The sequence below is a fragment of the Pseudomonas sp. MF08831 genome (assembly GCF_059862645.1).
On sequence record NZ_JCBCUX010000003.1, the window covers coordinates 476,494 to 491,739 of the forward strand.

Genomic DNA, 15,246 nt, shown 5'->3' on the forward strand with positions numbered 1-15,246 from the left:
AAAAGAGAGAAATTTATAAGATCTTTGTTTTTATGTTTATTTCTACTGAGCCTACTTTCTGTGGATAGATCTCTACAGGCCTTGATTTACTTTATGTACAGAGATTCAAAAGTCTGTGGTCATGTGGCAATGAGGCCATTGGATAAGTGCTTTAAGCCTGTGGATTAAACAGGTGGTTATCCACAAGGGGGGTTTTACTCAGGTTTCAAGCCCTGTTATCAACTGGGCACAGGGGCGGTTATTCACAGGGCTTAATTCACAGAAACCGCGTATTTCACCCACGGCGAAGCCACCGCGTTTTTTGAACCCAGTGAGGAATGCTGAAAAAAGAGAGCTATTGTGAGAAACAGACGGCGCAGTTAATAATAGCGATTATCATTAACCTGCCTTAACGCGCCCTATGCCTCCTTCACACACGGCTGCAGTCCAGCACATCTATGAGCATCACCATTCGTGGCTGCAGGGATGGCTCAACGGTAAATTGCATAACGCTTGCGATGCGGCCGATGTGGCACACGATACTTTCGTGCGTATTTTGGGCGGGCGCAATGCGGCGCAGATCCTCGAACCCAGGGACTACCTGGCAACCATTGCCAGGGGCTTGGTTATTGATCGTTATCGCCGGCATGCGATTGAACGCGCTTATCAACAGTCGCTGGCCGATCACCCTGAAGCTGTCGCCATCAGTGAAGAAGACAAGGCCATCATCATTGAAACGCTGGTAGCTGTGGATAAAGCTCTGGCTGATCTGGGCGATCGGGCCCGGCGCATTTTCATGCTGTCGCAGATCGAAGGCCTGACTTATCAACAGATCGCCGACCAGTTGCAGGTGTCCCTGACCACTGTGAAGAAACACATGATCCGCGCGCTTACCGAGTGTTCACTGATCATGGCCAGCCTGTAATGGTTGCCCCGGATCGAAAGGTCTTCGAAGCCGCTGCCACTTGGTATGTGCAGTTTCAGTCACAGCCGCCAACGCCTGCTGAACACTGTGCCTGGCAACAATGGCTCAATGACGACCCGGCACACTTGGCCGCGTGGAAACAGATGGAACAGCTGCAACGCAGCCTGGGCACCCTGCCTCAGGATCTTACCCGTCGCGCCTTATCGGCCACGCAGCAACGACGGCAGGTACTCAAGTGGATGCTGGTGCTCGGCGGCACCGGCTACCTGGGCTGGAATGTTCAACACGCGCCTTCCCTGGGCAACGTGTGGGCGGACTACCGCACGCGCATCGGCGAACGGCGCCGGATCGAACTGGCCGATGGCACTCAAATAGACCTCAATACCGGCACCGCCATTGATGTGGTGTTTGACGGGCGCCAGCGTTTGATCCGCCTGCGCGAAGGCGAAGTGCTTATCCACACCGGAAAGCTGGGTGGGCAGACGCCCTTTTATGTTGAAACCCGCCAGGGCCGAGTTCAGGCATTGGGAACCTGGTTTACCGTGCGCCAACTGGCGGATTCGACGCGAGTTGGGGTACTGGAAGACCGGGTGAGCGTCTCGCCTGCCGACCAACCTGATCGCACTCGGCTGCTGGCTGCCGGCGAAAGCGTTGACTTCGACCGGGAAAATGTCGGCCCCAACCACGCCTATCGCCGAACCCAAGCGGCATGGGTCGATGGCCAAGTGATCGTCCTGGATGCGCGACTTGGGGATCTGATCGACGACCTGGCACGCTATCGCTCAGGTGTTCTGCAGTGCGATCCCGCCTCGGCGCACCTGCGAGTTTCTGGCACTTTCCGCCTCGACGCTACCGATGCAGTGCTGGCTAACCTGCAAGCTACGCTGCCGATCCAGGTGAAATATTTCACCCGCTATTGGGTTTCGGTGACGCGCGTTGCTTGAGCGCAAAAAATAATCCACAGGGGGGTTATCTTTTTTTTACCTGGCCCGGCCCTACAGGTAATCACGACGCTACCTTCAGGGCTTATCTACCTATGCGCCTTCCCACCAAACTCCGCCAGCAACTCTGTGACCACGGCATGATCTACGGTTTATTGCTGTCTACGGCCGCCACCGCCGGTGTCTTTTTGTCCACAGCCGCCCTGGCAGCCAGTGCTGCGCAGCATTACACCATTGCCGCGGGGCCCCTCGATGCAGCGTTAAGCCAATTTGCCGCCAAGGCCAACGTGATCCTGTCCTTCTCACCCCAGCAGACTGCGCGCTTGAATACGCCGGGCCTGGAAGGTGACTATTCGGTGGATCAAGGCTTTGCGCTATTGCTGCAACACTCGGGGTTACAAGCTGTAACGCAGGCGCCCGGAAGCTATGTACTTCAGGCCTCGCAAGATGGGCTGTTGACCCTCGCCCCCACCACCGTTAGCACTTATCAACAGGCCGGTTTCAATCAGGACATTGCCGGTGATGTTGGCTATAAGGCGCAAAACAGCCGCGTCGGTACCAAAACCAGCACGGCACTGTCGGAAACCCCGCGCTCGGTATCGGTGGTCACAGGCCAACGCATCAAGGACCAGAAGTCGCAGACGCTGACGGAGGTGCTGGGGTATGTGCCGGGGATCTTCGCGCCACCGTTTGCGGCCGGTGATAGCCTTGCGGGCGACCTGTTTTTCATTCGTGGTTTCAACGCCACGGATTATGGCTACGGCCTGTTGCGCGATGGCCTTCGTGTGCAGGGCAATCGGTATGACACCACCAGTGAACCCTATGGCCTGGAGCGCGTAGAGGTTTTCCGCGGCCCTTCTTCCCTGCTCTATGGGGAAAACGCGCCCGGCGGGTTGGTCAACCTGGTCAGCAAACACCCCACCGCCACGCCCCAAGGCGAAGTGCAATTGGGTTACGGCTCCAACAATCGGCGCCAGCTGGATGTGGATATCTCGGGGCCACTCAATGACAGTGACAACGTCCTGGGCCGCGTGGTCATGTTGGGTCGAAAATCCGACACTCAAACCGACCACGTGCCCGATGATCGCCTGTACATCGCGCCATCGCTGACCTTGAACTTTGATGACTACAACACGCTGACGCTGCTGACCAACTATCAGAAGGACCACACCAATCTGGAACTGGGCCTGCCCGCGGCCGGCACTTTACTGACAAACCCTAACGGCAAGCTGTCCAAACACACCATGCTCGGCGACCCGGACTGGAACACGTTCGAACGCGAAGCCTGGAGCGCCGGTTACGAGTTCAGCCACAGTTTCAATGACGATTGGCAGTTCCGACAGAACTCGCGCTACATGCAGTCGCGCATCAACCGTCATGAAACCTGGCCCGGCGCGCTGAACAATCGCGGCTTTGGCACCCAGCTGAACATGACCGCCTACGACCGCTACAACAATTCGATGGTGTATTCCCTGGATAACCAGCTCGAAGGCAAATTCCAGGTGGGTGACCTGGAAAATACCCTGCTGGTTGGCGCCAGCTACGACCGCACCTCGTTCAATCAGGACTGGGATGCGGGCATCGCCGGCACCATCAATGTGTATAACCCGGTCTACCTGCGTGACCCGCTCACCCCAATCGCGGTACAGAACACCCTGCTCGAACAGCAGATGAAAGGCGTTTATGCACAGGTCCAAAGCAAATACGACCACTGGCTGTTCCTGCTCGGCGGTCGCCAGGATTGGGTGGACAGTGATTTTCGCGACAAGGTGAACAAAGCCAGCAACACAGGCTCCGACGACAAGAAGTTCACGTATCAGGGTGGAGTGATGTACCAGTTCGACAACGGCCTGACGCCGTATGTCAGCTATTCCACCGCCTTCGTCCCGGTGCAGCAGATTTCCAACGCGGGTTCGCCGCTAAAGCCGATCACCAGCAGTCAGTACGAAGTGGGTGTGAAGTACGAGCCGATTGGCTGGGACACCGCCATGACGCTGTCGGTGTATGACCTGCGCAAGCAGGATGACACCTACCTCGATGCCACCACCAACAGCTATCGCCAAGTGGGCGAAAGCCGCGCCAAAGGTGCGGAGGTGGAAATCAACAGCAACCTTACGCCGAACTTGAACGTCACCGCGGCCTACACCTATACCGATGCAAGGATTACCAAGGATTCCGCGACTTCACTGGTCGAAGGGCGTCAGATGACCGGGGTGCCACGTAACCAGGCGTCGGTGTGGGGCAAGTACCGCTTTCTGGATGGCCAGCTCAAGGGCTTGTCCCTGGGTGGCGGGGTGCGCTACTTCGATAGCACTTTTGCCTACACAGCGCCGACGCTGTATGGGAAATTGGATGCCGGAAGCGTGACGTTGGTGGATGCCGCGATCGGTTATCAGCTCGACAAACACTGGTCGGTGGATCTGAACGCGAAGAATCTGTTCGACAAAGAATATGTATCCGGTTGCAACGATGCAGGCCGCTGCTACTGGGGCGACAGTCGGACACTGCTTGGGACGGTTTCCTATAACTGGTAAAGGCGCACAGTAGCCCTGAAGAACTCAGGCGTTCTTCAGGGCATTGTTGCCGGCAAGCCGGTTCCCATGGGATATGTGGATAACGGGGCTATTTGCCGATGCAGAAACTGGAAAAGATCCGTCCCAGCAAATCATCCGAACTGAATGCGCCAGTGATCTCGCCCAGCAGCTGCTGTGCCTGACGTAAATCCTCAGCCAGCAGCTCCCCTGCCCCCGCCAAGGTCAGCTGCGCCCGACCGTGCTCCAGCGCCGCGCTGGCATGGCGCAACGCCTCCAGATGCCTGCGACGTGCACTGAAGCTGCTTTCCGAGGTTTGCTCATAGCCCATGCAGGCTTTGAGGTGGTCGCGCAGCAGCTCCAGGCCATCGCCGGCCGACTTCGCACTCAGGCTGATGGTGACATGGCCATCCTCGCTGGTTTCCATGGCAATAGCTTCGCCGGTCAGGTCGGCCTTGTTGCGAATCAAGGTGACCTTGGCCGGGTCCGGCCGTTGCTCGAGAAATTCCGGCCACAAGGCAAAAGGATCCACAGCCTCTGGCGCGGTGGCATCCACCACCAGCAGCACTCGATCCGCTTCGCCGATGGCCTTGAGTGCGCGCTCTACACCAATCTTTTCGACCTGGTCGTCGGTGTCGCGCAAACCTGCGGTGTCGACCACGTGCAAGGGCATGCCATCAATGTGGATATGTTCGCGCAAGATATCGCGGGTGGTGCCGGCGATCTCGGTAACAATGGCCGCCTCGCGACCTGCCAGGGCATTGAGCAGGCTCGACTTGCCGGCATTCGGCCGTCCAGCGATTACCACGGTCATGCCATCGCGCAGTAGAGCCCCCTGCCCGGCTTCGCGCAGCACTGTGGATAACTCATCGCGGACTTTGTCGAGCATGGCCAGAACGTGCCCATCGGCGAGGAAGTCGATTTCTTCTTCCGGAAAATCAATTGCTGCCTCGACGTAGATACGCAGGCTGATCAATTGCTCGGTCAAGTTATGCACACGCAGCGAAAAGGCGCCCTGCAATGAGCGCAATGCATTGCGCGCGGCCTGTGCAGAACTCGCCTCGATCAAATCGGCAATGGCTTCAGCCTGGGCCAAATCAAGTTTGTCATTGAGGAAAGCCCGTTCGCTGAACTCCCCCGGACGCGCCAGGCGGCAACCCAATTGCAGGCAGCGCTGCAGCAGCATATCCAGCACGACTGGACCACCGTGCCCCTGCAATTCAAGCACGTCTTCGCCGGTGAACGAGTTGGGGCCGGGAAAATACAGCGCCAGGCCTTCATCCAGTACGGTTGCATCGGCGTCCAGAAAGGGGCCGTAGTGGGCGTAGCGCGGTTTCAACTCGCGGCCGCTGATGGCCTGGGCCGCATAACCGGCGAGCGGCCCGGAAATTCGAACGATACCGACGCCGCCGCGACCTTGAGCGGTAGCGACAGCAGCGATGGTTTCACGAGGAGCGCTCATCAGCAGGTTCCAGAACAAAAGTGACGGAAAGCAAAACGCCCCACTAGGGGGCGTCTTGAGTGGTTATCCACAGAGTAAATTACGCCGCAGCTTTTTTGGTAGCCGCTTCGATTTTACGTGTGATGTACCACTGTTGAGAGATCGACAGGCAGTTGTTGACGACCCAGTACAGCACCAGACCAGCAGGGAACCACAGGAAGAAGAAGGTGAAGATGATTGGCATCATTTTCATCACTTTGGCCTGCATCGGATCCGGCGGAGTCGGGTTCAAACGCTGCTGGATGAACATGGTCGCGCCCATGATGATCGGCAGGATAAAGAACGGGTCTTTGATCGACAGGTCAGTTATCCACAGCATGAACGGAGCCTGGCGCATTTCCACGCTTTCCAGGAGTACCCAGTAAAGCGACAGGAATACCGGCATCTGCACCAGAATCGGCAAGCAACCACCCAGCGGGTTGATCTTCTCTTTCTTGTACAGCTCCATCATGGCTTGCGACATTTTCTGCCGGTCATCGCCATGTTGCTCTTTCAGAGCGGCCAGTTTCGGGGCCACGGCACGCATACGTGCCATCGACTTGTAGCTGGCGGCCGACAGAGGGAAGAAGATCCCCTTGATCAGCATGGTCAGCAAGATGATCGAGAAACCCCAGTTACCGACGATGCTGTGGATATGTTGCAGCAGCCAGAAAATTGGCTGGGCAATGAACCACAGAATCCCGTAATCCACAGTCAGTTCCAGACCTGGGGACAACTCTTTCAGCACAGCCTGGCTTTTCGGGCCGGCATACAGCGTGGCGCTGGTTTCAGCCTTGGCACCTGGTGCGACGGTCAACGCCGGGCCAGTAAAACCAATGATGTAGTTGCCTTGGCTGTCTTTGCGGGTTTGAACCAGGTTGGCTTCACCCTTGTTCGGGATCCATGCGGTCACAAAGTAGTGTTGCAACCAGGCAACCCAGCCGCCTTGTACAGTTTCTTTCAACGCGCCCTTGTCGATATCTTTCATCGACACTTTTTTGTACGGCTCGCTACTTGTCCACAGGGCAGCGCCCAGGTAAGTCGCGGTGCCGGTGGCAGTGCTGGAAGATGGGTCGGCGCTGTTGTCACGCTTGAGCTGGGCAAACAGGTTGCCGCTCCATGGCTTGGCGCTTTCGTTGTCGATCAGATAAGTGACTTTCAGATCGTACAAACCGCGGGTAAAGCTGAAACGCTTGATGTAGTTGACGCCGTCCTGACTGAATTTCAGGTCAACGTTCAACTGGTTCTGGCCGTCAGCCAGTTGATAAGTCTTCTGTTCGGTCGAATAAACCGGACGACCGGTAGCACGAGCATCCGGACCGTCAGTGCCGGTCAGGCCGCTTTGTGCCAGATAAGTGCGTTCACCACCGTTGTCGAACAGTTGGAACGGCACATCTGGATGGTCTTGGCGACGTGGATACAGCGGCAGTTTCAACTGCGCGATATCACCACCTTGTGGGTCGATAGCCAGGTCGAGCACATCCGTTTTCACGTGGATGAGGTCTTTGTTGGTGACCACTGGCGTTTCTAGAGGGGCGCTTGTCTCGCCATTCGCGCTGGGAACATCGGCACTCGCGGACGCATTGTTACCCAACGGGGTGTCCGGAATAGCCGGCGCAGCCTGATTGGCAGCAACATTCTGAGTCGGCAGGGCAGCCTGGCCGTAGTCCTGGTTCCACTTAAGAACCATGACGTAGGACACGATTGCCAGGGCGACGATCAGGATCGTGCGTTTAATATCCATGATTACTCGGCCATCGAAGAAGAACGGGAGGTAGGGATAGGTGGAACCGGGTCAAAACCACCGGGATTCCACGGATGACAGCGGCCTAAACGACGAAAGGCCAGCCAGCCACCGCGCAGAAGACCATGATTTTCTATGGCCTCTAACGCGTAGCAGGAACAACTGGGGTAGAAACGACAGTGGTCGGCCATCAGAGGACTAATGGCATAACGGTAAAACTGGATCGGAACGAGGGCCAGTTTACGCATTGGTGCTGTCTACCCCTACAGTTTCGGTGCTGACTGCTGGTGCTGGCTTGTTGGTACGCGCCAAACGTTTCCAGAGCTTGCCGAAATGCTGAATCAATTCGGGGTTTTCTACGTCCCCCAAGCCTTTGCGCGCGACGATAACAATATCCCAACCAACCAGAGTTTCCTGGTGGAGGCGAAACGATTCGCGCATCAGACGCTTGAGGCGATTGCGCTCAACGGAGAGCTTTACGCTCTTCTTGCCGATCACCAACCCGAGGCGGGGGTGATCCAGATCGTTGTTACGCGCAAGGAGCAGGAGATTTTTCCCCGGAACCTTGCCGGTGGGGGAGTCAAAGACTGCCTTGAAATGCCGGGGGGTTAGCAGACGCTTTTCCCGACTGAAGTCCTGACTCACCACCAGTACCGGATTATCAAACTGCCAGACGCGCACGACCTTTGGCGCGGCGACGCGACAGGACAGCACGGCCGTTCTTGGTGGCCATGCGAGCACGGAAGCCGTGAGTACGGGCGCGTTTGATGGTGCTTGGTTGGAAAGTACGTTTCATGGCGTTGTTACCTGGTTCGTCCACAACGGGCCGGAATGGCCCCCGTTTTAAGAGACCGGCGATTCTAGAGAAAGCAAGCCTCTAGGTCAATTTCCAACCAGCTTTTCCTTTAATTAGATCTCTGCAGGCAAATGGGCCTTTTCGGCTCGCCCGGCTTTCACGAGCAATGCCATAGATATAAAAATAAAGAAGGAAGTTATTTAAAGCTTTTCTGTAAAGCTTATAAAAGCTAGGGAGGCGATCCTCTGTGGATAACTGCTCTGAGCCCATATTCCACCTGATGTACAGAGAATGACAACTAGGGGGAGAAACGGTGCTCTGCCTGTGCTTCGCTGTCGGATAACCTGTGCATGGAATGGGTTGTTATCCACAGGCCAGTTACCCACAGACTTTCGACCCCACTTGTACAACGAGCTTAGGTACGCTTATCCACAGAGCTTATGCACAGACCATTGGTCGGCTTTTTTGCGCTTAACGCATTGATTTTGGGTGCCCTGTGCGCAACCTACATGTGGATAAGTGGGCGGCTGGCCGCTACAATGGCGGCTGTTTTTGCCTCACCGGCTTTCAACTTAGGGGATATCCGTGTCAGTGGAACTTTGGCAGCAGTGCGTGGAGCTTTTGCGCGAAGAGCTGCCTGCCCAGCAATTCAACACCTGGATCCGTCCGCTACAGGTCGAAGCCGAAGGCGACGAGTTGCGCGTCTACGCGCCGAATCGTTTTGTTCTCGATTGGGTTAATGAGAAGTACCTGAGCCGCGTTCTCGAATTGCTCGACGAACACGGCAATGGCCTCGCGCCCGTACTCTCCCTATTAATAGGCAGCAAACGTAGCTCTGCCCCGCGTGCCGCGCCGAATGCACCGTTGGCAGCGAGCGCCTCGCAGGCTCAGGCCGCGGCCGCGCCTGTTAATAACTCGCCAGCACCCGTCGCCCAGACGCCTTCGAAATCATCGGCGCAGAAAAACGCGCCTATAAATGAAGAACCGTCCCGCGACAGCTTCGACCCAATGGCCGGCGCCAGCTCGCAGCAAGCACCGGTACGCGCCGAACAGCGCACCGTGCAGGTAGAAGGTGCGCTCAAGCACACCAGCTACCTGAACCGTACGTTCACCTTTGAAAACTTCGTCGAAGGTAAATCCAACCAGTTGGCCCGCGCGGCCGCCTGGCAGGTCGCCGACAACCCCAAGCATGGTTACAACCCGCTCTTCCTTTATGGTGGCGTCGGCTTGGGTAAAACCCACTTGATGCACGCTGTGGGTAATCACCTATTAAAGAAGAACCCGAATGCCAAGGTTGTGTACCTGCACTCGGAGCGCTTCGTCGCTGATATGGTCAAGGCCTTGCAGCTCAACGCAATCAACGAGTTCAAGCGGTTCTACCGCTCGGTTGATGCGTTGCTGATCGATGACATTCAATTTTTCGCCCGTAAGGAACGTTCTCAGGAAGAGTTTTTCCACACCTTCAACGCCTTGCTCGAGGGCGGTCAGCAGGTCATCTTGACCAGCGACCGTTACCCGAAGGAAATCGAAGGCCTGGAAGAACGTTTGAAGTCACGCTTCGGCTGGGGCCTGACCGTTGCGGTAGAACCGCCGGAGCTGGAAACCCGCGTCGCGATCCTGATGAAAAAGGCAGACCAGGCGAAAGTTGATCTGCCACACGATGCGGCTTTCTTCATTGCTCAACGCATTCGTTCCAACGTGCGTGAGCTCGAAGGCGCGCTCAAGCGGGTCATTGCTCATTCGCACTTTATGGGCCGCGATATCACCATCGAGTTGATCCGCGAATCCCTCAAAGACTTGCTGGCCCTGCAAGATAAGCTGGTGAGTGTGGATAACATCCAGCGCACGGTGGCTGAGTACTACAAAATCAAGATTTCCGACCTGTTGTCCAAGCGCCGTTCGCGCTCGGTGGCACGTCCACGTCAGGTGGCGATGGCGCTCTCCAAAGAGCTGACCAACCACAGCCTGCCGGAAATCGGTGATGTGTTTGGCGGTCGCGACCACACCACGGTCTTGCACGCGTGCCGCAAGATCAACGAACTTAAGGAATCCGACGCGGATATTCGCGAGGACTACAAGAACCTGCTGCGAACACTGACTACGTGATGACACCAGCGCAGCTTATTAAGGCAAGGGACTAGACCATGCATTTCACCATTCAACGCGAAGCCCTGTTGAAACCCCTGCAACTGGTCGCAGGCGTCGTCGAGCGCCGACAGACCTTGCCGGTGCTTTCCAACGTATTGCTGGTTGTCGAAGGCCAGCAATTGTCTTTGACCGGTACCGACCTTGAGGTCGAGCTGGTTGGTCGCGTACAGCTGGAAGAGCCTGCAGAGCCGGGCGAGATCACCGTACCTGCGCGCAAGCTGATGGACATCTGCAAAAGCTTGCCAAACGAGGCGCTGATCGACATCAAGGTCGATGAGCAGAAGTTGGTGGTTAAGGCCGGCCGCAGTCGCTTTACGCTGTCCACCTTGCCAGCCAATGACTTCCCGACCGTCGAAGAAGGCCCGGGCTCGCTGACTTGCAGCCTGGAACAAAGCAAACTGCGCCGTTTGATCGAGCGCACCAGCTTCGCCATGGCCCAGCAGGACGTGCGCTACTACCTCAACGGTATGTTGCTGGAAGTCTCTGAAGGCATCATCCGCGCCGTGGCCACCGACGGTCACCGTCTGGCGATGTGCTCGATGCGCGCTGATATTGGTCAGCCAGATCGCCACCAAGTTATTGTCCCGCGTAAAGGTATCCTCGAGTTGGCGCGTCTGCTCACCGAGCCGGACGGTAACGTCAGCATCGTCCTGGGCCAGCACCACATTCGCGCCACTACCAGCGAATTCACCTTCACCTCCAAGTTGGTCGACGGCAAGTTCCCGGATTACGAGCGCGTGCTGCCTAAAGGTGGCGACAAACTGGTGATCGGCGATCGTCAGGCCTTGCGCGAAGCGTTCAGCCGTACCGCGATTCTGTCGAACGAAAAGTACCGCGGTATCCGTTTGCAACTGGCCAATGGTCAGCTGAAAATTCAGGCGAATAACCCCGAGCAGGAAGAAGCGGAAGAAGAAGTAGGCGTTGATTACAACGGCGGCTCGCTGGAGATCGGCTTCAACGTGAGCTATTTGTTGGACGTGCTGGGCGTGATGACCACCGAACAGGTTCGCCTGATTCTGTCCGACTCCAACAGCAGCGCCCTGGTGCAAGAATCTGATAACGACGACTCGGCTTACGTAGTTATGCCGATGCGCCTGTAATCATGCTCAGCAGAAGCTAGATGTCCCTTAGTCGCGTCTCGGTCACCGCGGTGCGCAATCTGCACCCGGTGACCTTCTCCCCCTCCCCCCGCATCAATATCCTCCACGGCGCCAACGGCAGTGGCAAAACCAGCGTGCTGGAAGCCATTCATTTGCTGGGGCTCGCCCGTTCTTTTCGCAGTGCACGTCTTTTGCCGGTGATTCAGTACGAGCAGTTGGCATGCACGGTATTCGGCCAAGTTGAATTGGCTGAAGGCGGACACAGTAGCCTGGGCATATCCCGTGATCGCGGCGGGGAATTTCAAATTCGCATTGATGGGCAAAATGCGCGCAGCGCGGCGCAGTTGGCGGAAATTCTGCCTTTGCAGCTGATCAACCCCGACAGCTTCCGCCTGCTGGAAGGTGCACCGAAGATCCGCAGGCAGTTCCTCGATTGGGGAGTGTTCCACGTGGAACCGCGTTTCATGGCCACTTGGCAGCGCCTGCAGAAGGCCCTGCGGCAGCGGAACTCATGGCTGCGGCATGGTACACTTGACGCCGCTTCGCAAGCAGCCTGGGACCGGGAACTGTGCCTGGCCAGCGACGAAATAGATGAATACCGCCGCGCCTATATCAAAGCCTTGAAACCAGTCTTTGAGCAGACCTTGAGTGAGTTGTTGGATCTCGAAGGACTGACGCTGAGCTACTACCGTGGTTGGGATAAAGAACGTGAGCTGAGCGCAGTGCTCGCCACGTCCTTGCAACGGGATCAGCAAATTGGCCATACCCAGGCAGGCCCCCAACGGGCTGATCTGCGCCTTAGATTAGGCGCACATAATGCCGCGGATATCTTGTCCCGCGGTCAGCAGAAGTTGGTGGTGTGCGCACTGCGTATCGCCCAGGGGCATTTGGTCAGCCAAGCCCGACGCGGTCAGTGTATTTATCTGGTGGATGACTTGCCGTCCGAACTCGACGAGCAACACCGCCGCGCGTTATGCCGCTTGTTGGAAGACTTACGCTGCCAGGTATTTATTACCTGTGTAGACCACGAATTATTGAGGGAAGGCTGGCAGACGGAAACGCCAGTCGCTTTGTTCCACGTGGAACAAGGCCGTATCACCCAGACCCACGACCATCGGGAGTGAAGGCATGAGCGAAGAAAACACGTACGACTCGACCAGCATTAAAGTGCTGAAAGGTTTGGATGCCGTACGCAAACGTCCCGGTATGTACATTGGCGACACCGATGATGGTAGCGGTTTGCACCACATGGTCTTCGAGGTGGTCGACAACTCCATCGACGAAGCGTTGGCCGGTCACTGCGACGACATCAGCATCATCATCCACCCGGATGAGTCCATCACCGTGCGCGACAATGGTCGCGGCATTCCGGTAGACGTGCACAAAGAAGAAGGCGTTTCGGCGGCAGAGGTCATCATGACCGTGCTCCACGCCGGCGGTAAGTTCGACGACAACTCCTATAAAGTCTCCGGCGGTTTGCACGGTGTAGGTGTGTCGGTAGTGAACGCTTTGTCTGAAGAGCTGATTCTGACCGTTCGCCGTAGCGGCAAGATCTGGGAACAGACTTACGTGCACGGCGTGCCACAAGAGCCGATGAAAATCGTCGGTGATAGCGAATCCACCGGTACGCAGATCCACTTCAAACCATCGGCTGAAACCTTCAAGAATATCCACTTCAGCTGGGACATCCTGGCCAAGCGTATTCGTGAACTGTCCTTCCTCAACTCCGGTGTAGGCATCGTTCTCAAGGACGAACGCAGCGGCAAGGAAGAGCTGTTCAAGTACGAAGGCGGCCTGCGCGCATTTGTTGAATACCTGAACACCAACAAGACTGCGGTCAACCAGGTGTTCCACTTCAATATCCAGCGTGAAGATGGCATCGGTGTAGAAATCGCCCTGCAGTGGAACGACAGCTTCAACGAGAACCTGTTGTGCTTCACCAACAACATTCCTCAGCGCGATGGCGGTACTCACTTGGTGGGTTTCCGTTCCGCGTTGACGCGTAACCTGAACACTTACATCGAAGCCGAAGGCTTGGCCAAGAAGCACAAGGTGGCCACCACCGGTGACGACGCACGTGAAGGCCTGACCGCGATTATCTCGGTAAAAGTGCCAGATCCTAAGTTCAGCTCCCAGACCAAAGACAAGCTGGTGTCTTCCGAAGTGAAGACCGCTGTGGAACAGGAGATGGGCAAATACTTCTCCGACTTCCTGCTGGAGAACCCGAACGAAGCCAAGCTGGTTGTCGGCAAAATGATCGACGCTGCACGTGCCCGTGAAGCCGCGCGTAAAGCCCGTGAGATGACCCGTCGTAAAGGCGCGCTGGATATCGCCGGCCTGCCGGGCAAACTGGCTGACTGCCAGGAGAAGGACCCTGCCCTCTCCGAACTGTACTTGGTGGAAGGTGACTCTGCTGGCGGTTCCGCCAAGCAGGGTCGTAACCGTCGCACCCAGGCGATCCTGCCGTTGAAGGGTAAGATCCTCAACGTTGAGAAAGCCCGCTTCGACAAGATGATTTCCTCTCAGGAAGTCGGCACGTTGATCACAGCCTTGGGCTGCGGTATCGGTCGCGACGAGTACAACATCGACAAGTTGCGCTACCACAACATCATCATCATGACCGATGCTGACGTCGACGGTTCGCACATCCGTACCCTGCTGCTGACCTTCTTCTTCCGTCAGCTGCCTGAGCTGATCGAGCGTGGCTATATCTACATCGCTCAGCCGCCGTTGTACAAAGTGAAAAAAGGCAAGCAAGAGCAATACATCAAAGACGACGACGCCATGGAAGAGTACATGACGCAGTCGGCCCTGGAAGATGCCAGCCTGCACTTGAACGACGAAGCCCCGGGTATCTCTGGTGAGGCGCTGGAGCGTCTGGTTAACGATTTCCGCATGGTGATGAAGACCCTTAAGCGTCTGTCGCGTCTGTACCCTCAGGAGCTGACCGAGCACTTCATCTACCTGCCGGCCGTCAGCCTGGAGCAGTTGGGCGATCACGCGGCGATGCAGGATTGGCTGGCCCAGTACGAAGTGCGCTTGCGTACCGTCGAGAAGTCTGGCCTGGTGTACAAAGCCAGCCTGCGTGAAGACCGTGAGCGTAATGTGTGGCTGCCAGAGGTCGAACTGATCTCCCACGGCCTGTCGAACTACGTCACCTTCAACCGCGACTTCTTCGGCAGTAACGACTACAAAACCGTCGTTACGCTGGGCGCGCAATTGAGCACCTTGCTGGACGATGGTGCTTACATTCAGCGTGGCGAACGCAAGAAGCAGGTCAAGGAATTCAAGGAAGCCCTTGATTGGCTGATGGCAGAAAGCACCAAGCGTCACACTATTCAGCGATACAAAGGTCTGGGCGAAATGAACCCTGACCAGCTGTGGGAAACCACCATGGACCCAGCTCAGCGTCGCATGTTGCGCGTGACCATCGAAGACGCCATTGGCGCAGACCAGATCTTCAACACCCTGATGGGTGATGCGGTCGAACCTCGCCGTGACTTCATCGAAAGCAACGCCCTGGCAGTGTCCAACCTGGACTTCTGATCAGATCAGCCTGCTAAAACAAAAAGGCCAACGCTCAGCGTTGGCCTTTTTTATTG

General features: G+C 56.6%; 12 protein-coding genes. 7 read left to right on the forward strand and 5 right to left on the reverse strand.

The window, feature by feature from the left end; translation table 11 throughout:
- Positions 1–400: 400 nt before the first annotated feature.
- The 3 genes from AC19YS_RS08385 to AC19YS_RS08395 all read left to right on the forward strand — a co-directional run bounded on the left by AC19YS_RS08385 (position 401) and on the right by AC19YS_RS08395 (position 4,379).
- Complete coding sequence (locus AC19YS_RS08385) at positions 401–904, forward strand: sigma-70 family RNA polymerase sigma factor (RefSeq protein ID WP_124418818.1); 504 nt, start codon at positions 401–403, stop codon at positions 902–904.
- Positions 904–1,848: a FecR domain-containing protein gene (locus AC19YS_RS08390; RefSeq protein WP_500601443.1), complete on the forward strand. Its 945-nt coding sequence runs from the start codon at positions 904–906 to the stop codon at positions 1,846–1,848. Before AC19YS_RS08385 ends, AC19YS_RS08390 begins: the two co-directional genes overlap by 1 nt.
- A gap of 92 nt (positions 1,849–1,940) precedes the next feature.
- Positions 1,941–4,379 carry a TonB-dependent siderophore receptor gene (locus AC19YS_RS08395; RefSeq protein ID WP_500601445.1) on the forward strand — a complete coding sequence of 813 codons (2,439 nt, stop codon included), beginning with the start codon at positions 1,941–1,943 and terminating at the stop codon, positions 4,377–4,379.
- Positions 4,380–4,467: 88 nt separating this feature from the next.
- Here the strand turns inward: AC19YS_RS08395 and mnmE are convergent, their stop codons facing one another.
- From mnmE to rpmH, 5 genes are all read right to left on the reverse strand, one after another.
- Positions 4,468–5,838: a tRNA uridine-5-carboxymethylaminomethyl(34) synthesis GTPase MnmE gene (gene mnmE, locus AC19YS_RS08400; protein ID WP_106575971.1), complete on the reverse strand. Its 1,371-nt coding sequence runs from the start codon at positions 5,836–5,838 to the stop codon at positions 4,468–4,470.
- Positions 5,839–5,917: 79 nt separating this feature from the next.
- Entirely contained in the window at positions 5,918–7,600 is a 1,683-nt protein-coding gene (yidC, locus tag AC19YS_RS08405) for a membrane protein insertase YidC (RefSeq protein WP_106575972.1), read from the reverse strand.
- A 2-nt stretch (positions 7,601–7,602) separates the two neighbouring features.
- Entirely contained in the window at positions 7,603–7,848 is a 246-nt protein-coding gene (gene yidD / locus AC19YS_RS08410; protein ID WP_073636650.1) for a membrane protein insertion efficiency factor YidD, read from the reverse strand.
- A complete protein-coding gene (rnpA, locus tag AC19YS_RS08415; protein ID WP_197629997.1) occupies positions 7,841–8,245 on the reverse strand; it encodes a ribonuclease P protein component in 405 nt (134 codons plus the stop codon). The genes yidD and rnpA overlap by 8 nt, the downstream gene beginning before the upstream one ends.
- Positions 8,246–8,261: 16 nt before the next feature.
- Positions 8,262–8,396 (reverse strand): 50S ribosomal protein L34, encoded by a 135-nt coding sequence (gene rpmH, locus AC19YS_RS08420; protein ID WP_003213577.1) that lies wholly within the window; start codon positions 8,394–8,396, stop codon positions 8,262–8,264.
- Positions 8,397–8,981: 585 nt separating this feature from the next.
- On the opposite strand from rpmH, the gene dnaA reads away from it, so the two are divergent.
- The 4 genes from dnaA to gyrB are packed head-to-tail and all read left to right on the forward strand — an operon-like array spanning position 8,982 to position 15,190.
- Complete coding sequence (gene dnaA, locus AC19YS_RS08425; protein WP_119741254.1) at positions 8,982–10,502, forward strand: chromosomal replication initiator protein DnaA; 1,521 nt, start codon at positions 8,982–8,984, stop codon at positions 10,500–10,502.
- A gap of 38 nt (positions 10,503–10,540) precedes the next feature.
- Positions 10,541–11,644 (forward strand): DNA polymerase III subunit beta, encoded by a 1,104-nt coding sequence (gene dnaN, locus AC19YS_RS08430; RefSeq protein WP_083355987.1) that lies wholly within the window; start codon positions 10,541–10,543, stop codon positions 11,642–11,644.
- A 20-nt stretch (positions 11,645–11,664) separates the two neighbouring features.
- Complete coding sequence (gene recF / locus AC19YS_RS08435; RefSeq protein ID WP_010565854.1) at positions 11,665–12,768, forward strand: DNA replication/repair protein RecF; 1,104 nt, start codon at positions 11,665–11,667, stop codon at positions 12,766–12,768.
- Positions 12,769–12,772: 4 nt separating this feature from the next.
- Positions 12,773–15,190, forward strand: coding sequence for a DNA topoisomerase (ATP-hydrolyzing) subunit B (gyrB, locus tag AC19YS_RS08440; protein ID WP_106575975.1), 2,418 nt, complete (start codon positions 12,773–12,775; stop codon positions 15,188–15,190).
- Positions 15,191–15,246: the final 56 nt, after the last annotated feature.